This is a genomic window from [Bacillus] enclensis, from assembly GCF_001456935.1.
Taxonomy (GTDB): Bacteria; Bacillota; Bacilli; order Bacillales; family Bacillaceae_B; genus Rossellomorea; species Rossellomorea enclensis.
Genome location: NZ_KQ758483.1, coordinates 587,367 through 608,010 on the forward strand (window position 1 = coordinate 587,367; position 20,644 = coordinate 608,010).

Sequence of the window (20,644 nt, forward strand, 5' to 3'; positions counted from 1 at the left end):
TCCTGTTGGAGAACAATCTCTCGACAGGCAGCCTTTTTCTATGCAGTTCAAACCACGTTCTACCTTGTCCTTATTTTTCATATGTTAAAATGAAGGAAGGTGGATGACGGTGGGAAAAAAATACTTGATTGGGATTTGTGTAATTGCTATTCTGACATTATTGGCAGTAGATAATCCATTATCAGATCAGTATGTACTCAGCTTGAAACATGAATCTGCAGCGGTAAGCGGCAGCAGTACAGAAGAATTATCCAAGAAAATAAAAGAAGCAGCGAAAACAAAGAGCTTTCCTGCACAAGACGCAAAGATTGACACTGTCTGGAAGGCCACTCCTGGTTATAACGGGGTAAAGGTAGATGTGGAGAAATCATTGCAAAATATGAAAAAGGAACGGGGCTTTTCAACTGAAAAGCTTGTATATGAGCAAATATCTCCGGAAACCCATTTATCTGATTTACCTCCGTCTCCAGTCTACAGGGGAAATCCTGATAAACCGATGGTATCTTTTATCATAAATGTGGCATGGGGCAATGAATTTATTCCAGATATGCTCGCAACTTTGAAAAAACATCACGTTTATGCTACCTTTTTTCTAGAAGGCAGATGGGTTAAGAATAACCCGGAATTAGCAAAAATGATCGTAGATGCAGGACATGAGATAGGAAATCATTCTTATTCCCATCCCAATATGGAGACTCTTGAGACATCGAAAGTAATGTCAGAATTGAAGAAAACAAATGAGATCATTGAAGTGACTACCGGGAAAAAGGTGAAATGGTTTGCACCGCCGAGCGGAAGTTATAGGGATGAAGTGGTGAAAATCGCTCACAATATGGATATGCGCACGATTATGTGGAGTGTTGATACAATCGACTGGCAAAAACCTCAGCCGGATGTCCTTATCAATCGTGTTATGTCCAAGCTGCATAAGGGGGCCATCATCCTTATGCACCCGACCGCTTCAACCGCAAACTCTCTTAACAGCTTGATTGTACAGATTAAAGACAGGGAGCTGCGGCTTGGTACGATCTCAAGTTTATTCAAAGAAGAAAGAATCATTGAAAATATCGATCATTCATCGAGCTCATCATTCTCTGCATCATGAATAGGAGGAACACTTTTTGATAAAGAAACATACTTGCCAAAATGGACTAAGAATCGTATTAGAGGAAATCCCTACTGTCCGATCCGTTGCAATCGGTGTTTGGATCGGTGCAGGTTCACGTAATGAAGTACCCGATAATAATGGGATCTCCCATTTTCTTGAGCATATGTTCTTCAAAGGAACAAAAAACAAGTCTGCCAGAGAAATCGCAGAATCATTCGACAGCATCGGCGGACAAGTAAACGCATTTACCTCTAAGGAATATACCTGCTATTATGCCAAGGTTCTTGACAACCATGCAGAATATGCCCTACATACGCTGTCAGACATGTTTTTCAATTCTTCTTTCGATGAAGAGGAAATGGGCAAAGAGAAAAATGTTGTTTATGAGGAAATTAAGATGTATGAAGACACTCCGGATGATATCGTCCATGATCTTCTCAGTAAAGCCATCTATGAACAACATCCGCTAGGTTATCCGATTCTGGGTACGGAAGACACACTGAGCACGTTTAATAAGGAAAAATTAAAGCAATATATGCATGATATGTATACACCGGAGCAAGTCGTCGTATCCGTAGCAGGTAATGTGGATGAAAGCTTCATCAAAGAAGTGGAAAAACTTTTCGGTTCCTATAAAGGCGGAAAGGGTCCAGCCGAAAGGGTCCAGCCATCTTTCCACTACAATAAGCTTGCACGAAAGAAAGATACTGAACAAGCCCATCTATGCCTGGGCTTCGATGGCCTTCAAATCGGCCACAGTGATATTTATAATCTGATTGTATTGAATAATATTGTCGGAGGAAGCATGTCATCCCGTCTATTCCAGGAAGTAAGGGAGCAGCGGGGATTGGCATATTCCGTATTTTCCTATCACTCCGCTTACCAGGATAGTGGAATGGTAACGATTTATGGAGGAACCGGGGCAAATCAATTGGACCAATTATTTGATACGGTCCACCATACCCTGGAAGATCTAAAGGCAGAAGGCATCACTTCCAAAGAGCTCACCAACAGCAAGGAACAGCTAAAAGGAAACTTGATGCTGAGCCTTGAAAGCACTAACAGCCGTATGAGCAGGAATGGGAAGAATGAATTACTATTAAAACGCCATCGTACCCTGGATGAAATTGTGGAAGAAATCGATGGAGTCACAATGGAAAAGGTCAACCGGATTGCAAAAGACATTTTTACAGATGATTATGCCGTTTCGCTGATCAGTCCGGATGGAAGCCTCCCAAAGAACATTAAATAAAATAATCAAAAAAAGCAGGTGAAAGCCTGCTTTTTTATATCCATTGACAGAAACCCCTTCTAAATATACTGGACAATGTATACATTGTACTACAGAGCAAAATGGAAGGACTGATTTCAGTGAGGTTGAGTGAGCTAAGTGGAAAAGAAATCGTGGATTACCGGAAAGCCGAGAGACTGGGCGTGCTCGGTCACACGGATTTAGAGTTTGATGATAAATCGGGCCAGATCCATGCCCTTGTCATACCAACGGGTAAATGGTCAAGGAAACAATCAGGCGAAATCCGGGTTCCCTGGCATCAGATCAGGACAATTGGTACTGATATGATCATATTGGAAGTTTCAAGTGATTAATTGAAAATAGAAAGAAACGCTGAACGGGGATAATTCCCGTTCTTTTTTTATGCAAATTGCCACTGAGGAACCGCCTCCGCTTTTGTATTGTCCAGCTGCGGCGGCTAGTCCCTCGAGGTCATAAGCTAAACGGTCCAGGAAGGCAAAGAGCGCCTTCCTGGACCGTTCATCTTATGCTTGTCGGGTCTGAGCAAGCCGCCTCCGCTTTTCTTATTGTCCAGCTACGGCGGCTAGAGGCTCGAGACATAAGCCATGCCATCCAAAAAGGCAAAGAGCGCCTTTGTGGCTGCCCTGACTTATGCTTTTCGCCTCTAAGCAAGCCGCCTCCGCTTTTCTTTGTCCAGCTACTGGGCTTAGAGGCACATGTCATAAGTCAAACCGTCCAAGAAGGCAAAGGACGCCTTCGTGGCCGGTCCACCTTATGCCACCCGCCTCTGAGCAAAGCCCCTTCGCTTTTCTTTTCACCCATTAGTTGTTCATAACATACACTGTTGAAGTGAAAAGGGATTTAGAATAGCGATTATGTTAAAAGAAGGTGAAAGCAGTGATGTTGACCGGAATGCAGATCGCAGTTCTAGGCGGAGATGCTCGCCAGCTGGAGATCATTCGCAAGCTGACAGAGCTGGATGCGAAGATTTCTCTGGTTGGTTTTGAACAGTTGGATCATGCCTTTACAGGGGCAGTGAAGGAAAAATTAGGTGAGGTAGATTTCTCCATAATGGATGCCATCATCTTACCTGTTCCCGGCACGAATCTACAAGGAGAAATCGATACGATCTTTTCAAATGAGAAAATTTGTCTCAGTGAAGATCTCGTATCCCAGACGCCAGAGCACTGCACGATCTATTCAGGAATTAGCAATGAATACTTGGATAACGTAATGAAATCAACAAACCGTAAACTGGTTCAGTTATTTGAGAGAGACGATGTTGCCATCTATAATTCAATTCCTACTGTGGAAGGAACAATTATGATGGCTATTCAACATACCGATTTTACAATACATGGGTCTTCCATTGTGGTTCTGGGTCTTGGGAGAGTGGGCATGAGTGTGGCCAGGACATTCAGTAATCTGGGAGCAAAAGTAAAGGTGGGTGCAAGAAAAAGCGAACATCTTGCCAGGATCACGGAAATGGGGCTTGATGCATTCCATCTTGACCAATTGACTAAGGAAGTGGAAAGCTGTGATATCTGCATTAATACCATTCCTACCTCCATTATAAAAGCGAATGTAATTGCAAAGATGCCTCCTCACACCCTTATCATTGATTTGGCATCCAAACCGGGCGGGACCGACTTCCGTTATGCGGAAAAAAGGGGGATAAAAGCGCTGTTGGCTCCGGGACTTCCTGGAATTGTCGCCCCGAAAACGGCCGGTCAGATATTAGCTAATGTTTTGGCACAGCTTCTTGAAGAAGATTTTGATTCTGGAAAGGAGAGCTTAACTTGAGTATTAAAGGAAAGCGGATCGGATTTGGATTAACAGGCTCACATTGTACGTATGATGCTGTATTCCCGGAAATTGAAAGACTGGTTAATAACGGGGCAGAAGTGATGCCGATCGTCACCTCCACGGTAATGAACACTGAAACGAGATTTGGAAAAGGGGAAGACTGGATCAAGAGAATTGAAGATGTCACAGGGCACAGGGTGATCGATTCAATTGTTAAAGCAGAACCGTTAGGACCCAAGATACCTTTGGACTGCATGGTGATCGCCCCGCTTACTGGAAATTCAATGAGTAAATTTGCGAACGCCATGACAGATTCGCCAGTACTTATGGCTGCAAAAGCCACCCTGCGGAATCATCGTCCTGTCGTATTGGGGATATCAACAAATGATGCATTGGGATTGAATGGTATAAATCTCATGAGGTTGATCTCGACTAAAGATATTTATTTTATACCATTCGGCCAGGATGCACCGGAAAACAAACCCAAGTCAATGGTTGCAAGAATGACGCTCATCCAAGAAACGATTGAGGCTGCTATAGAAGGAAAACAACTTCAGCCGGTCATTATTGAAAAATTTTTAGACTGAATTGATTCGAAGGCTATCATCTGCCGGTTGGATGGCCTTCTTTTCATGCAGATTTATAAATCATCAAAAAAACCACTATTGTCAAATAATTGTTTATGTTAAAATAACCTTTATTATAGTAAACGACTAAATTGTTTGTACTACTATGAGAGAACATAAATGGCTGGAAGGAGAGAAGAGTTTTGAATACAAGTGGTTTTCATGTAGCAGTGGTCGGTGCGACGGGTGCTGTCGGCCAACAAATGCTTCATACGTTAGATAAAAGGGATTTTCCAATTAAACAGCTGACGTTATTATCTTCGGCACGTTCGGCAGGCTCAAGTGTCACTTTCAGAGGGAAAGAATGGAAGGTGGAAGAAGCTAAACCGGAAAGCTTCGAAGGAGTTGATATTGCCTTATTCAGTGCGGGGGGAAGTGTATCCAAGCTGCTTGCTCCTGAAGCTGTAAAACGCGGTGCCATCGTGGTGGACAATACAAGTGCTTACCGTATGGACCCGGATGTTCCGCTGGTTGTACCTGAAGTCAATGAAGAAGATATCAAACTCCATAAAGGAATCATTGCGAATCCAAATTGCTCCACAATCCAAATGGTAGCTGCTCTTGAGCCCGTCAGAAAAGAATATGGATTAACAAAAGTGATTGTATCTACTTACCAGGCAGTATCAGGAGCAGGGGCTGCCGCAATTGATGAAATGCATGAACAATCCCAGGCAATCTTAAATGGAGACTCATTTGAGCCATCTGTATTGCCTGTAAAAGGAGATAAGAAGCATTACCAGATCGCGTTCAATGCCGTGCCTCAAATTGATATGTTCCAAGACAATGGATTTACATTTGAAGAAATGAAAATGATCAATGAAACTAAAAAGATCATGCATATGCCTTCACTTAAAGTATCTGCAACTTGCGTAAGACTTCCTGTTGTAACAGGTCACTCTGAAAGTGTATATATTGAAGTAGAAAAGGATTCCGTCTCAGTGAAAGAATTGCAATCCCTGCTGCAAGAAGCACCAGGCGTGACACTTCAGGATATCCCTGAAGAACAGGTTTACCCGATGCCTGCCTATGCGGTAGGAAAGCCGGATGTTTTTGTAGGAAGGATTCGCAAGGATTTAGACGAAGACAATGGATTCCATATGTGGATTGTTTCAGACAATTTATTGAAAGGCGCAGCATGGAACTCTGTACAGATTGCTGAAAGCCTTGTTAAACTTGGATTAGTGAAATAAATAAGAGGATCGTCCTTCTACTATTCGTATCCTATTATCAGCCAATTCACAGCCTTCATGCCTCTTGAACATTGACAATGAGGTGTAGTCATGAAAGTGATCGTTCAAAAATTTGGTGGGACGTCTGTACGGGATGAAGCAAGCCGGATAAAGGCTCTTGCTCATATTAAAGGAGCAATCGATAAGGGTTATAAGGTCGTTGTAGTGGTCTCTGCAATGGGAAGGAAGGGAGAACCATATGCCACAGACTCCCTATTATCCTTGATCGGAGGCACACATGCCCTTGTAAGTAAAAGGGAACAGGACCTGCTGTTATCCTGCGGTGAAATTATCTCCAGTCTGGTTTTCTCCACGATGCTGCTAGATGAGGGCATCCGGTCCACAGCATTAACCGGGGCTCAGGCGGGCTTTGTAACAAACAATGATTTTACAAAAGCAAAAATCATTGAAATGAGATGCAGCCGTTTATACCAGGAACTTGAAAACCATGATGCTGTGGTCGTTGCAGGTTTTCAGGGGGCAACAAAAGATGGGGACATCACCACGATAGGCAGGGGAGGAAGCGATACCTCTGCTTCTGCACTTGGAGCTGCATTGAAAGCGGAGTATATTGATATTTTTACCGATGTCGAAGGCGTCATGACTGCAGATCCGAGGATATCGGCAAAAGCCAGGCCGATTTCGGTTGTTTCCTACAATGAAGTTTGTAATATGGCTTATCAGGGGGCGAAAGTGATCCACCCGAGGGCAGTCGAGATTGCAATGAATTCAAATATTCCGATCCGGATAAGGTCCACCTACTCGATGGGTGAAGGCACACTGGTGACGACTGCAGAAAATACAAAGGCACACAAAGAATTCAGAAATCACCCAGTCACGGGTATTGCACATGTAAGTCAACTTACCCAGATTAAAGTATTCGCCAAAAAGGATCAGTATAACCTTCAGGCTGAAGTATTCAAGGCAATGGCAAATGAGGGGATAAGCGTTGATTTTATAAACATTTCCCCCCGAGGAGTCGTTTATACTGTTGCTTCGACTCTTGCCGGAAAAGCAGTGGCGATCCTAAAGAAAAAAGGTTATGACCCCGCAATAGAAGAAAACTGTGCCAAGATTTCGGTAGTCGGCGCCGGGATGACAGGTGTGCCGGGGGTCACTTCGGCTATCGTGACATCTCTGTCCGACAATGGAATCCGTATACTTCAATCCGCAGACAGCCATACGACGATCTGGGTACTGGTAAAGGAAAATGAATTAATCCGCGCGGTGAATGCCCTCCATGACACGTTTCAGTTAGAGAAGGCACATTGCACATTTAAAGCAGGATAGATTTAGTAAAGGGGAGTGTAAGTCTTGAATTTTGGCCGTGTTTCTACCGCAATGGTCACTCCGTTTGATCATAAAGGAAATATAGATTTCATCAAAACGACCCAGCTGATAAATTATTTAATTGATAATGGCTCTGATTCCCTTGTGGTAGCTGGCACAACAGGGGAATCGCCAACATTGACAAAAGAAGAGAAGGTTGCCTTATTCCGCCATGTTGTAAAAGTCGTCGATGGCAGGATCCCTGTGGTAGCTGGAACGGGAAGCAATAATACGCATGCATCGATTGAGTTGACAAAAAAAGCAGAAGAAGCAGGCGTCGATGCCATCATGCTGGTGGCCCCTTATTATAATAAGCCAAGTCAGGAAGGGTTATATCAGCACTTCAAGTTAATTGCAGGATCAACCTCGCTGCCTGTCATGCTCTATAATATACCAGGCAGGTCGTCAGTTAATATTGCGCCGGAAACCATCATCAAATTGTCAGAAATCGATAATATCACAGCTGTCAAAGAAGCAAGCGGTGATTTAGATGCCATGACGGAAATCATCTCTAATACACCGGAGGACTTTGCACTGTACAGCGGTGATGACGGCCTTACTCTGCCAATCTTGTCAATCGGCGGGAGCGGGATCGTTTCAGTTGCATCCCACATCATCGGGAATCAGATGCAGGAAATGGTCCATCAATTTGTAGAAGGCAATATTGCCTCTGCAGCCAAAACCCATCAAAAGTTGCTGCCGATTATGAAAGGCTTGTTCACAAGCCCGAGCCCGACACCAGTAAAAACCGCACTGCAAATGAAAGGTCTGGATGTCGGTTCTGTACGTCTTCCGCTCATTCCATTATCCGAAGCTGAAAGAACAAAACTCAGCCAATTGATCAAAAGTATATAGTCAAAAATGTGCAGGGATAACCTGCACATTTTTTTATTTGATCAAAAGCACTGATTAAAAGGAAAAATATATAATTAAAAAAAGGATTTGATCTTCCGGTATCGAAATAGTTACGTAGAAAAATGATGCAAGCTTCGATATCATTCAGCAGAACGTAGCAGACCCTTTACGTTCCTTTACAGGATAAAATTGGTTGTACTTAAAAAAAGGTATCAAGTATAATGAATTTGACTGATTATAGATCGGGGAAGCACAGCATAGGAGGACACAAATTGTGAGTAAGACAAAAAATGAGGCTATCCGCATAATCCCATTAGGCGGAGTAGGTGAAATCGGCAAGAATATGTACGTAGTGGAAGTGGACCATGAAATCTTCATCATCGATGCGGGACTGATGTTCCCTGAGAATGAAATGCTGGGAATCGATATCGTCATTCCCGATATCCAGTATTTGATTGAAAATAAGGATCGCGTGAAAGGAATTTTCCTGACACATGGCCATGAAGACAGCATCGGTGCAATATCATATGTATTAAGTAAAATAAAAGCACCGGTATATGGGACGAAATTGACGAATGCATTGGTCAAATCAAGATTAAAGGACGCCAAGATGCCAGAAGATGTGAAATTCTTCACGGTCCATACTGACAGTCTGTTGAACTTTGATGGCGTACAGGTTTCTTTCTTTAGAACCACCCACAGCATCCCTGACTCGGTTGGAGTGTGTATACATACATCTGAAGGTGCCATTGTACATACAGGAGAATTTAAGTTCGATCAGTCCGCGAAACACCTATACAGACCGGACCTGGGGAAAATGGCGGCAATCGGGGACAGTGGTGTATTATGTCTGCTATCGGATAGTACGGAGGCGGAAAGGCCTGGTTATACCACATCTGAGGGGGTCATCGCCAATCAGCTGACTGAGACATTCCGTACAGCAAAGGGCAGGATCATCGTCGCATGCTTTGCATCAAACTTGATCCGCCTCCAGCAGGTCTTTGATGCAGCAGAGCAAAACAACCGTAAAGTGGCTGTGGTAGGCAAAAGCTTGAAGCGGGTATATGATGTTGCATTGAAGCTGGGATACCTTCACATCCGTGAGGGAATTATGATTTCGCTCGATGAAATCGAAGAATACCCTAATGATGAAATCGTCATAGTTGCCACTGGTAACCAGGGTGAGCCATTTGAAGCATTGCAGCGGATGGCAAAGAAATCCCACCGGCTTGTCAATATCACATCCGGCGATACTGTACTTATCACAGCGACACCATCTCCAGGGATGGAAGTGATTGTCGGACGGACAATCAACATGTTATACAAAGCCGGTGCAGATGTGCTTACAGCAAACAAGAAAGTCCATGTTTCCGGACATGGCAGCCAAGAGGATTTAAAATTCATGCTTAATATCATGAAACCGAAGCATTTTGTACCGATTCAAGGGGAATATAAAATGCTTGTCGCACACTCTCAGCTTGCTCATGATATTGGGCTGCCATATAAAAAGATTTTCATCCTGGATAAAGGTGATGTTCTTGAGTATAAAGATGGCAAAATGAAAATGAGCGGCAGGGTGCAGGCAGGCAATGTACTCATTGATGGAAGCGGAGTCGGGGATGTTGGAAATATCGTCCTCCGCGATCGAAAACTTCTTTCCGAAGACGGTGTTTTCACTGTGGTGGTGACCATCAACCGCAAGACGAAAGCAATTGTAGCTGGACCTGAGATTATTTCTCGGGGATTTGTATACGTAAGGGAATCGGAGGAACTGATTGAAGGTGCCTCGGGCATCGTCACCGACGTCGTCCAGACATATCTTCAAAAAGGCTCTTTCGAATGGTCCGCTATCAAGCAGGACATCCGGGACCAGCTCAATTACTTCCTATTCAACAAAACAAGAAGGCGCCCAATGATCCTTCCTATCATCATGGAAGTATGATTTATATAAAATGCGAAAAAGCTGTCCGCTTAGTATCAAACGGACAGCTTTTTTATTTATGACTGTATTCAATATCGGGAGTACCACGTTAGCTAGTATGAAATGGCGCTCTTATAAAAATAATAACAACAGAAGGAATTGAAAAAGGAGATGTCATTATGAACGAAAATCAGTTGAACATGAACGAAGAGCAGCCGGCACAGCCGAATAAAACTGACGATGATGGAAAAGGCAAGCCATCAGGTTTGATGGAAAAAATCCAGCAGCTGGGCCAAACGAATGTACCCCAGCTTTCTCAGGATTCCAATATTCACTGTTTAACGATTGTAGGACAGATAGAAGGTCATATGCAGCTGCCTCCGCAAAATAAAACGACGAAATATGAACATGTGATTCCTCAGTTAGTGGCGATTGAGCAAAACCCGAAAATAGAAGGTCTGGTGGTCATTCTTAATACTGTAGGAGGAGATGTAGAAGCTGGCCTGGCCATATCTGAAATGATTGCGTCTTTATCTAAACCTACAGTATCCGTTGTACTGGGCGGCGGGCACAGCATAGGGGTTCCGATTGCTGTATCCTGTGATTTTTCATACATTGCGAGTACCGCAACCATGACCATCCACCCAGTGAGGCTGACCGGTCTTGTCATCGGGGTTCCCCAGACGTTTGAGTATCTTGATAAAATGCAGGAGCGTGTCGTCAGCTTTGTGACCAAACACAGTAATATTTCAGACGAAGCATTCAAGGATCTCATGTTTGCAAAAGGGAACCTCACACGGGATATCGGGACAAACGTCGTAGGGGATGATGCCGTAGAATATGGGTTGATTGACGGAATCGGGGGCATTGGTTCAGCCATCCGGAAAATCAATGAATTAATAGAAATCAAAAAACAAAGTGATGAAAAAGAAGGATTGATCCAATGATTCTATATACAACCGTCCCTTATGAGCAGGTATATCCAACAGATGCAGCGGATTTCAGCGGACAGATGATGGTTGAACACCAGGGAGTCCCTGTGCTTGTTCAAAAAGTAGAAGATAAATACCGGGTCATCAGGGTGATGAGCAGTGACCCCGCTCATTATATGAACAGCTCAATATGTCCGGGGGAATTTATCACGAATTAAGAAAGAGGATTTTCTGTAAATATTGGATATGCTATAATAAAGTTGAATCTGTGATGTAAACTTATATCCATTTATTGAGAAGGGTCTGACACCTTAGGCACATGATTTGCCCCAAGTGATCGGCCCTTTCTTCAATTACATAACAACAGAGAATTTAAAGAATTTAGGTGAAACATATTGGCAAAACGAAAAAAACGGAAGAAACGCACTTCAAAAACTGATTCTCTGAAAAAAACGATCAAATACGAGATTACCGGGCTGGCATTGATAGCCTTAAGTTTGATCTCCATTATTGAGCTTGGGGCCGTTGGGAAGGCATTCGTCTATTTCTTTCGATTTTTCCTGGGTGAATGGTATATGGCCGCATTATTATTAGTACTCTACATTGCAGGCTTTCTAATGATAAAAAGAGAGATTCCGCTACTGTTCAGCCGGCGATTACTCGGACTTTATATCATTGTCGCCAGCTTTTTACTATTAAGTCATGTGAAATTATTTGATCTCCTTTCCAATGACGGGATGTTTGAGAATCCGAGCGTCATTATGAATACATGGGATTTGTACTGGATGGATGTAAACGGAGAAACCAGCACAACAGATCTTGGCGGTGGAATGATCGGGAGTATCTTATTTGCTGTCTCGTATTTCCTATTCGATTCTCAGGGGGCAAGGATCGTCAGTGCCACATTCATCTTGATTGGTATCATCCTCGTGACGGGCAAGTCACTGGGAGAAGTATTAGGGAAGGCAGGGTCGAGCTTTCGTGAATTCTTAAGCGGTCAATGGGCAGCTTTCAAGACTGATATGAGCGAATGGAAAGAGTCCAAAGATCATAAAAAGGCGGAGAAGAAACAAAACAAACAAAAAGAAGACAACGATTCGAAAAAGCAAGAAGCACCGGTTCCCCCGGCTAATCTTGAAGAAGAGGAGAAAATCGAACCGATCATTTCCAATTTTGCAGAAAGGGCATATGGCGGAATGCCTTCAGAGAAGGAGAAAGAAGACCAATCCGAAAAGGCCAAGGAAGCCCAGCCGCAGAACAGCAATGAAGAAGAAACAGATTCTGCACCGCCGATCACGTTCACCGAAGTGGAAAATAAAGATTACAAACTTCCTTCTTTGACGCTTTTAAAAAGTCCAAAGCAAACGGATCAAAGCAATGAGTATCAGTTGATCCATGCAAATGCTGCAAAGCTTGAGAGAACGTTTCAAAGCTTCGGTGTAAAAGCGAAGGTGACCCAGGTTCATCTGGGCCCGGCCGTCACTAAATATGAAGTCCATCCGGATGTAGGTGTTAAAGTGAGCAGAATCGTGAATCTGAGTGATGACCTTGCGCTGGCACTGGCAGCTAAAGATATCCGGATAGAAGCACCGATACCAGGTAAGTCAGCGATCGGGATAGAAGTTCCTAATTCTGAAGTTGCCATGGTTTCACTTCGGGAAGTGCTAGAGTCTAAACAGCATCATAAACCGGAATCAAAACTGCAGATAGGTCTTGGCAGGGACATTACAGGGGAAGCTGTGCTGGCAGAGCTCAATAAAATGCCTCACTTGCTTGTAGCGGGAGCAACGGGCAGTGGTAAAAGTGTCTGCATCAACGGAATCATAACCAGCATTTTAATGCGGGCTAAGCCTCATGAAGTGAAGTTGATGATGATAGATCCGAAAATGGTGGAATTGAATGTTTACAACGGGGTTCCGCATCTTCTGGCACCAGTGGTAACGGACGCCAAGAAAGCTTCACAGGCACTGAAAAAAGTGGTCAGTGAAATGGAACGGCGTTATGAATTGTTTTCTCATACAGGAACTAGGAATATAGAAGGCTATAATGACTATGTAAAAAGGCAGAATCTGGAGAATGAAGAGAAACAGCCGCTGCTGCCGTATATTGTTGTAATTGTGGATGAATTGGCAGATTTGATGATGGTCGCTTCGAATGATGTAGAGGATGCCATCACCCGTCTCGCCCAAATGGCGCGTGCTGCGGGAATCCATTTAATCATCGCAACACAAAGACCATCCGTTGATGTCATTACGGGTGTTATCAAAGCGAATATCCCTTCACGGATTGCTTTTGCGGTATCTTCCCAGACAGATTCCAGGACCATACTCGACTCAGGGGGAGCAGAAAAGTTACTCGGCAGGGGAGATATGCTGTTCATGCCTGTAGGTGCTTCCAAGCCGACAAGGGTACAGGGTGCCTTCCTGTCGGATGAGGAAGTGGAAGATATTGTCGATTTCGTGATTTCCCAGCAAAGAGCTCAATATCAGGAAGAAATGATTCCTGATGATATACCTGAGGATTCTGGAAGCGGTGAAGCGGAAGATGAGTTGTATAGTGATGCCGTACAATTGATTGCGGAAATGCAAACAGCCTCCGTGTCGTTGCTGCAGCGCAGGTTCAGGATCGGATATACGCGTGCTGCACGCCTAATAGACGAAATGGAAGTAAGAGGGGTAGTCGGCCCTTACGAAGGAAGCAAACCTCGGACCGTGCTTGTGGGCAAACCATCTGAAGAACAAAATGCATAAGAGTTTAAGAAAAGTGAAGCTTACCTTGATTTAAGGAGGCTTCACTTTTTTTATGAGGATGTGCTGCAATCGCATATAATAGTCCTTCGGTTAAGAAAGAACCAGGAATTTCTGATAAAATCCTTAAAAATATCAGGTATTCACTCTCATCTTCTAGGTTATCCACTAATGTGATATACTATTAAAAGCGTTTTCAAAATCAAGTTGAATATTTCAGTAATATTAATAAAAGTAAGAATCAAGATTGTTTGTGTAATAATATGCAATATATTTAATGTTTTTAAGACATAACCACGTTTTTTAACCTATTTTTTACCAAAAAAATTTTCAGAATTGCCTTATTGGTCTTTTTTTTCGACAAAATCACATAATGCTATTTATTTATTAAAAGAAAAGTGTTATAGTATTTTCGATTAGTAGGAAAGATATACATCAGAGGTCTGATGTCTTGAGAAAATTTGGTGGTGGTTCCAGTGACAATAAAAACAGATAATAGACATTTATACTTACAAGTTATTGACCGTTTGAAAAAGGATATTGATGCAGGAGTTTATAAAGAAAAAGAAAAACTCCCTTCAGAATTTGATCTTTCCAAACAGCTGGGAGTTTCAAGAGCTACCCTCAGGGAAGCTTTGAGAATCCTTGAAGAAGAAAGTGTCATTATCCGCCGGCATGGTGTGGGCACCTTTGTAAACGCTAAACCTTTGTTCACTTCAGGAATCGAGCAATTGAACAGCGTTTCCAATATGATCATACAGGCAGGAATGGAGCCGGGAACCATTTTCTTAAGCTCAACGACTCAAGAAGCTACTGAGGATGATGCGAAAAGGTTTCAAAGTGACGAAGCGGAGGATATGATTCTGGTTGAACGAGTTCGAACAGCTAACGGTGAACCCGTGGTTTACTGCGTGGACAAAATTCCGGAGAGGATACTCACAAGGAATTTCACCCATGAAGATAATTCTATCTTTTCCGTTCTTGAGAATAGGGAGAATAGAAGAATCACTCATGCAGTCGCCCAGATCGAACCGATGGGATACCACGATAAGATTTCACCGATTCTGAATTGCGAGCCCGAAACGGCATTACTCGTTCTCAAACAAATGCATTTTGATGAAAACGACGAGCCGATTCTGTACTCAGTAAACTATTTCAGATCAGACAAATTCAGTTTCCATGTATTGAGAAAGCGAGTTTAGTAAACTGTCTTTCTACTAATTCATTACAACAAATTTTGGGGGGTACTCTAGGTGAAAAAGCGTAAATTCGGTTTAGCGCTGTCTTTTGTTCTTGCAGCAGGTACGATTTTGGGTGCATGTGGTTCAAGTGACAAAGAAGAAGGTGCATCTAGTGGTGATGGCAAGAGTAAAGAAGATCAGTTTACAGTAGCAATGGTTACAGATGTTGGTGGAGTAGATGATAAATCTTTCAACCAATCAGCTTGGGAAGGCTTAAAGGCATTCGGTGAAGAACACGGAATGGAAAAAGGGAAGAGCGGTTACGATTACCTTCAATCTCAATCTGATGCAGACTATGCTACAAACTTAAACACATTAGCTCGTCAAGATTTTGACTTAGTATACGGAATCGGCTTCCTTATGGAAGGTGCAATCAATGATATCGCACAACAGCAAAAAGATGCACACTTTGCTATCGTTGATGCTGTAGTCGATCAGCCTAACGTTGCAAGCATCACCTTCAAAGAGCAGGAAGGTTCTTTCCTTGCAGGTGTTGTTGCAGGTTTAGCGACTAAAACAAATAAAATCGGATTCATCGGCGGTATGGAAATCCCTGTTATCGAACGTTTCCATTCTGGTTTCCTTGCAGGTGTCAAAGCGGTTAATCCTGATGCAGAAGTAGTATCTGATTATGCTGGTGCATTCGACAAAGCAGAACTTGGTCAAACGATCGCTTCAAAAATGTACTCACAAAACGCTGACGTTGTATTCCATGCAGCGGGCGGAACAGGTAATGGTCTTTTCAAAGAAGCACGTGACTTGAAAGAGAAAGATCCTTCACGTGAAATCTGGGCAATCGGTGTTGACTCCGACCAAACTGCTGAAGGTAAAGTAGGAGATCACAATATCGTATTGACTTCTTCACTGAAGCGTGTTGATAACGCTGTACAAGACCTTTCCAACAAAGCTAAAGAAGGAAACTTCCCTGGTGGAGAAGTGATTTCTTATGGCCTTAACGAAGATGGTGTAGGTCTTGCAGAACTTAATGATGAACTTTCAAACAAAGATGAAGTTATGGCAAAAGTAGACGAGTGGAAAGAGAAAATCGCTAACGGAGATATCAAAGTACCTGAATCTCTGAAAGACGCTGAAGCTTTCTCCGCAGAATAATCGTCATCTGACAACAGGGATAAGCGGGCCATGGTATGCCGGTCTCTTATCCCTTTTTCTTTAAAGAAAACTGGATATATAGTACTAACCGCCGATTGTGGATTGGTATTATTTTACTAAAAGAAGGTTTGTGATTTTAAAACTTTAATTGAAGTATAGAACTCATATCTTCTATCTTTCATTTAGAGTTTTAACAGGGGAAACCCTTTTTTCTGGCGGACCAAGGTCTGACCTCTAACTACTAAACTATCTATCCCCAGCCTACGCAAGGAGTGAAAGCAATGGATTATGTAATCGAGATGTTAAACATCCGAAAGGAATTCCCGGGCATCGTGGCAAATGACAATATCACCCTTCAGTTAAAACAAGGTGAAATTCATGCGCTTCTTGGTGAAAATGGTGCAGGTAAGTCAACGTTAATGAACGTCTTATTTGGACTTTATCAGCCGGAGCAAGGTGAGATCCGCGTGAAGGGTAACAAAGTAAACATCACAAACCCTAACATAGCAAATGACCTCGGTATAGGAATGGTCCATCAGCATTTTATGCTTGTTGATACATTTACCGTCACTGAGAATATCATCCTCGGCAGGGAACCGAAATCAGGGGCATCCGTAGACATTAAAAAAGCTGAAAAAGATATCTTGGATATTTCCGAGAGGTATGGGCTTAAGGTCGATCCTAATGCTAAAATATCTGAAATTTCAGTAGGTATGCAGCAGCGTGTGGAAATTCTTAAGACTCTTTACCGTGGTGCGGATATCCTGATCTTTGATGAACCTACCGCCGTCCTGACCCCGCAGGAAATTAAAGAACTTATCCAAATCATGAAAACCCTTATCAAAGAAGGCAAATCAATCATTCTCATCACACATAAGCTCAAAGAGATTATGGAGGTGTGTGATAATGTAACCGTTATCAGAAAAGGGAAGGGAATCGGAACAGTAAAAGTGTCGGAAACAAATCCGAATGATTTGGCGAGTCTGATGGTCGGTCGAGAAGTTACGTTCAAGACAGATAAAACAGAAGCAGTCCCTGAAGGTAAAGTCTTGGAAATTTCTAATCTTAACGTAAAAGACAACCGCAATGTACCTGTGGTGAAGGGGCTGAATCTTGAGGTGAAAGCAGGAGAAATCCTCGGTATTGCGGGTGTTGATGGAAACGGACAAACAGAGCTTATTGAAGCGATCACCGGACTTCATAAAGCAGAGAGCGGCTCCATCAAACTGAATGGAAAAGAAATTTTGAACATGAAACCACGTAAGATTTATGAAACCGGAGTGGGCCATATTCCTCAGGACCGCCACAAACACGGTTTGGTATTGGATTTCCCGATAGGGGAAAATATGGTCCTTCAGACTTATTATAAAAAGCCATACTCCAATAAAGGAATCTTAAATTATAAAAAGATTTATGATCAAGCCAGAAAGCTCATCACGGAATTTGATGTAAGGACTCCGACTGAATTTACACTTGCGCGGGCACTTTCCGGCGGTAATCAGCAAAAAGCCATCATCGGCCGTGAAATCGACCGGGATCCGGACTTGCTGATTGCAGCTCAGCCGACTAGGGGACTGGATGTCGGTGCAATCGAATTTATCCACAAACGGCTGATCGAACAAAGAGACAACGGGAAAGCTGTATTGCTGCTTTCATTTGAACTGGATGAAATCATGAACGTAAGTGATCGGATAGCGGTCATTTATGAAGGACAAATCGTTGCGATTGTCAATCCAAAAGAAACGACTGAACAAGAACTCGGTCTGTTAATGGCGGGTTCTAAAGGAAAGGGAACGGGGGAAAACACAAATGTCTAATCGATTAACAAATATATTAATCCCGGTCATTTCTGTCCTTTTAGGTATCATTGTTGGAACCATTATCATGCTAGTGAGCGGGTACGATCCTGTTGCCGGGTATTCTGCTTTATGGCAGGGGATATTTGGCGAGGTCTACTATGTAGGTGAAACAATCAGACAGGTGACTCCATATATTTTAGCCGGACTGGCAGTAGCATTTGCATTCAGGACAGGGCTTTTCAACATTGGGGTAGAGGGTCAGCTTATCGTCGGCTGGCTCGCAGCTGTCTGGGTGGGGGTTGCGTTTGACGACCTGCCTAAATACATTCATTTGCCTATGGCCGTCATTGCTGCGGCACTGGCAGGGGCTATCTGGGGCTTTATCCCGGGGTTGCTGAAAGCAAAGTACCGGGTGCACGAAGTCATCGTCACAATCATGATGAACTATATCGCTCTTCATGTAACAAACTCTATTATCCGTGATGTTTTGACTGAACGTAAGGATCGTACGGATTATATTGCCGACTCTGCCTCCTTATCATCACCATTTTTCGAGAGTCTTACAGATTACTCCAGATTACACTGGGGAATTTTCATTGCACTCGCCTGCGTATTCATCATGTGGTTCTTGCTTGAGAAGACTACACGCGGTTATGAACTTCGATCTGTCGGGTTCAACCAGCATGCATCTCAATATGCAGGTATGAATGTCAACGGGAACATCATTTTATCAATGGTCATTTCCGGTGCCTTCGCGGGTCTTGCCGGCGCGATGGAAGGACTCGGAACATTTGGATACGCGTCTATCAAAGGCGGCTTCACAGGTGTAGGGTTTGACGGAATCGCAGTTGCCTTACTTGGAGGAAATGTTGCGATCGGAGTTGTGTTTGCAGCCCTCTTGTTCGGTGGACTCAAAGTAGGGGCTTTGAATATGCCTCTGGAAGCAGGTATTCCAAATGAACTTGTAGACATTATTATCGCCCTTATCATTTTCTTTGTTGCTTCAGGCTACATGATCAGATACTTAATTCAACGATTCAGTAAAAAGGGGGTGAAATAAGTGGGCTTCATGGATGTCTTATTAATACTAGTCCCATCTACATTATTATGGGCTTCGCCACTTATTTTCACTGCTTTAGGCGGAGCGTTTTCCGAACGATCCGGTATTGTCAACATCGGACTTGAAGGATTGATGGTAATCGGCGCTTTTTCAAGCATCGTCTTTAATCTGGCTTTTGCGGATACTTTCGGGGCCGCGACACCATGGGTGGCTCTTCTGGTGGCAATGGTCATGGGGGGATTACTCGCTGTCCTGCACGCAGTAGCTTCCATCACATTCAGGGCCGATCAAGTTGTATCCGGTGTGGCAATCAACTTGCTTGCAATCGGTTTGACGCTGTTCCTGGTTAAACGTATTTATGGTAAAGGCCAAACAGATATTATTTCTGAAGGTTTCGGTAAAGTGGATATCCCGCTGCTCAACAAAATCCCGGTCATCGGCGACATCTTCTTCTCGAATACGTATTGGCCGCCGTTTGTCGCCATATTAGTATCAGTGATTGTATGGTATGTAATGTTCAAAACGCCATTCGGGCTTCGCCTTCGTTCTGTCGGTGAACATCCTATGGCTGCTGATACAATGGGGATCAATGTTACGAAGATGCGCTATATCGGCGTTATCATATCCGGTGCATTTGCAGGTGTCGGCGGAGGGGTATATGCCCAGTCCATATCATCTGATTTCAGTCATGCGACCATCAGCGGGCAGGGTTTCATGGCCCTCGCCGCTTTGATCTTCGGTAAATGGCATCCGCTTGGCGCAATGGGTGCAGCTTTATTCTTCGGTTTCGCCCAAAGCTTGAGCATCATCGGAAGCAGTATACCGTTATTCGAGAATATTCCAAGCGTATATCTACTGATCGCTCCATACGTACTGACGATCCTTGCACTTACAGGATTCATCGGCCGCGCCGATGCACCTAAAGCGTTAGGTACACCGTATGTAAAGGGAAGTCGTTAATAATTGAAAAGAGGCTGGAACATAAGTGTTTTAGTCTAAGAAAGACCCGAACTAATTTGCCTTCTAGGAAGCAATTTAGTTCGGGTTTTTAGTTTCGTTTAAATGTACAATCAGATATTAGCTCTTTCCACCGGTTGATTGAAGTGCAAGACGAAGACTCCTATTGGAAAAGCGGAAGGGCTTAGCTCAGAGGCGTGTGGCATAAGATGAATCGGCTTAGAAGGCGTTCTTTGCCTTCTTGGCCGGTTTGCCTTATGACATGTGCATCTAAGCCCTGCAGCTGGACAGCGTGCCCCCCCCATGAATAAGAAAAGGAGGCTCACAACCACCCGCGGAAGCGGAGTTTTACACGGGAATCAATAGCGGTGAAGCATGGAATCAAATGAAGATGAGAGTGGAAAAACTCTTCTATATTAGGTTTGCATATCCCTCTACACATAATGTTACTAACAGAAATCGCTAGTTAATTCCTAATCGGCATATATGAAGATCTATTCTGAACAAATACTTTCCAACATATAATGATAGAAGTTGCATGTGTCGATTTTTCCAGCAGAGGAAGATGCTTGAATTATTTCTATCACAACATGTATAGTTAAACTAAAATACCGCACAATAATGGTGTTTATTACTTTTTTAGTTCAACGTATAAAATGCAAGTATGGACAA

Annotated in this window: 17 protein-coding genes; all 17 read left to right on the forward strand. The window is 43.3% G+C overall.

What is annotated here, in order from left to right; genetic code table 11:
• The first annotated feature begins 103 nt into the window (after positions 1 to 103).
• The 17 genes from AS034_RS10610 to AS034_RS10690 all read left to right on the forward strand — a co-directional run bounded on the left by AS034_RS10610 (position 104) and on the right by AS034_RS10690 (position 19,975).
• Entirely contained in the window at positions 104 to 1,105 is a 1,002-nt protein-coding gene (locus AS034_RS10610; RefSeq protein ID WP_058298435.1) for a polysaccharide deacetylase family protein, read from the forward strand.
• Positions 1,106 to 1,121: 16 nt separating this feature from the next.
• Positions 1,122 to 2,360: a M16 family metallopeptidase gene (locus AS034_RS10615; RefSeq protein WP_058298436.1), complete on the forward strand. Its 1,239-nt coding sequence runs from the start codon at positions 1,122 to 1,124 to the stop codon at positions 2,358 to 2,360.
• Positions 2,361 to 2,479: 119 nt separating this feature from the next.
• Positions 2,480 to 2,713: a YlmC/YmxH family sporulation protein gene (locus AS034_RS10620; RefSeq protein ID WP_032088785.1), complete on the forward strand. Its 234-nt coding sequence runs from the start codon at positions 2,480 to 2,482 to the stop codon at positions 2,711 to 2,713.
• A gap of 547 nt (positions 2,714 to 3,260) precedes the next feature.
• Positions 3,261 to 4,163 (forward strand): dipicolinic acid synthetase subunit A, encoded by a 903-nt coding sequence (dpaA, locus tag AS034_RS10625; RefSeq protein ID WP_058298437.1) that lies wholly within the window; start codon positions 3,261 to 3,263, stop codon positions 4,161 to 4,163.
• On the forward strand, positions 4,160 to 4,753 hold the full coding sequence (locus tag AS034_RS10630; RefSeq protein ID WP_032088783.1) for a dipicolinate synthase subunit B: 594 nt from the start codon (positions 4,160 to 4,162) through the stop codon (positions 4,751 to 4,753). Before dpaA ends, AS034_RS10630 begins: the two co-directional genes overlap by 4 nt.
• Before the next feature lie 182 nt (positions 4,754 to 4,935).
• Complete coding sequence (gene asd, locus AS034_RS10635; RefSeq protein ID WP_032088782.1) at positions 4,936 to 5,982, forward strand: aspartate-semialdehyde dehydrogenase; 1,047 nt, start codon at positions 4,936 to 4,938, stop codon at positions 5,980 to 5,982.
• 90 nt (positions 5,983 to 6,072) lie between these two features.
• Positions 6,073 to 7,311, forward strand: coding sequence for an aspartate kinase (dapG, locus tag AS034_RS10640; protein WP_058298438.1), 1,239 nt, complete (start codon positions 6,073 to 6,075; stop codon positions 7,309 to 7,311).
• Between the two features lie 24 nt (positions 7,312 to 7,335).
• Entirely contained in the window at positions 7,336 to 8,205 is an 870-nt protein-coding gene (gene dapA / locus AS034_RS10645; protein WP_272867402.1) for a 4-hydroxy-tetrahydrodipicolinate synthase, read from the forward strand.
• A 274-nt stretch (positions 8,206 to 8,479) separates the two neighbouring features.
• The gene (locus AS034_RS10650; protein ID WP_058298439.1) at positions 8,480 to 10,147 is read left to right on the forward strand and encodes a ribonuclease J; all 1,668 of its coding nucleotides are present in this window, start codon (positions 8,480 to 8,482) and stop codon (positions 10,145 to 10,147) included.
• Between the two features lie 179 nt (positions 10,148 to 10,326).
• Positions 10,327 to 11,073 carry a ClpP family protease gene (locus AS034_RS10655; protein ID WP_032088825.1) on the forward strand — a complete coding sequence of 249 codons (747 nt, stop codon included), beginning with the start codon at positions 10,327 to 10,329 and terminating at the stop codon, positions 11,071 to 11,073.
• Positions 11,070 to 11,276, forward strand: a complete 207-nt coding sequence (locus AS034_RS10660; protein WP_032088779.1) for a YlzJ-like family protein — start codon at positions 11,070 to 11,072, stop codon at positions 11,274 to 11,276. Before AS034_RS10655 ends, AS034_RS10660 begins: the two co-directional genes overlap by 4 nt.
• A gap of 177 nt (positions 11,277 to 11,453) precedes the next feature.
• Positions 11,454 to 13,808: a DNA translocase FtsK gene (locus tag AS034_RS10665; RefSeq protein WP_058298440.1), complete on the forward strand. Its 2,355-nt coding sequence runs from the start codon at positions 11,454 to 11,456 to the stop codon at positions 13,806 to 13,808.
• A gap of 473 nt (positions 13,809 to 14,281) precedes the next feature.
• On the forward strand, positions 14,282 to 15,007 hold the full coding sequence (locus AS034_RS10670; protein WP_032088777.1) for a GntR family transcriptional regulator: 726 nt from the start codon (positions 14,282 to 14,284) through the stop codon (positions 15,005 to 15,007).
• 51 nt (positions 15,008 to 15,058) lie between these two features.
• A complete protein-coding gene (locus AS034_RS10675; protein WP_032088776.1) occupies positions 15,059 to 16,156 on the forward strand; it encodes a BMP family lipoprotein in 1,098 nt (365 codons plus the stop codon).
• A 281-nt stretch (positions 16,157 to 16,437) separates the two neighbouring features.
• A complete protein-coding gene (locus tag AS034_RS10680; protein ID WP_058298441.1) occupies positions 16,438 to 17,973 on the forward strand; it encodes an ABC transporter ATP-binding protein in 1,536 nt (511 codons plus the stop codon).
• Positions 17,966 to 19,015, forward strand: coding sequence for an ABC transporter permease (locus AS034_RS10685; RefSeq protein ID WP_032088774.1), 1,050 nt, complete (start codon positions 17,966 to 17,968; stop codon positions 19,013 to 19,015). The genes AS034_RS10680 and AS034_RS10685 overlap by 8 nt, the downstream gene beginning before the upstream one ends.
• Positions 19,016 to 19,975, forward strand: a complete 960-nt coding sequence (locus AS034_RS10690; protein WP_058298442.1) for an ABC transporter permease — start codon at positions 19,016 to 19,018, stop codon at positions 19,973 to 19,975. It begins immediately after the preceding gene.
• The last annotated feature ends 669 nt before the right edge of the window (positions 19,976 to 20,644 follow it).

Excerpts from the sequence above, each read along its gene's own strand:
- dapG (WP_058298438.1), top strand. The coding sequence starts at position 6,073 with ATGAAAGTGATCGTTCAAAAATTTGGTGGGACGTCTGTACGGGATGAA.
- AS034_RS10685 (WP_032088774.1), top strand. The coding sequence starts at position 17,966 with ATGTCTAATCGATTAACAAATATATTAATCCCGGTCATTTCTGTCCTT.
- AS034_RS10610 (WP_058298435.1), top strand. The coding sequence starts at position 104 with ATGACGGTGGGAAAAAAATACTTGATTGGGATTTGTGTAATTGCTATT.
- AS034_RS10680 (WP_058298441.1), top strand. The coding sequence starts at position 16,438 with ATGGATTATGTAATCGAGATGTTAAACATCCGAAAGGAATTCCCGGGC.
- dpaA (WP_058298437.1), top strand. The coding sequence starts at position 3,261 with ATGTTGACCGGAATGCAGATCGCAGTTCTAGGCGGAGATGCTCGCCAG.
- AS034_RS10660 (WP_032088779.1), top strand. The coding sequence starts at position 11,070 with ATGATTCTATATACAACCGTCCCTTATGAGCAGGTATATCCAACAGAT.
- AS034_RS10655 (WP_032088825.1), top strand. The coding sequence starts at position 10,327 with ATGAACGAAGAGCAGCCGGCACAGCCGAATAAAACTGACGATGATGGA.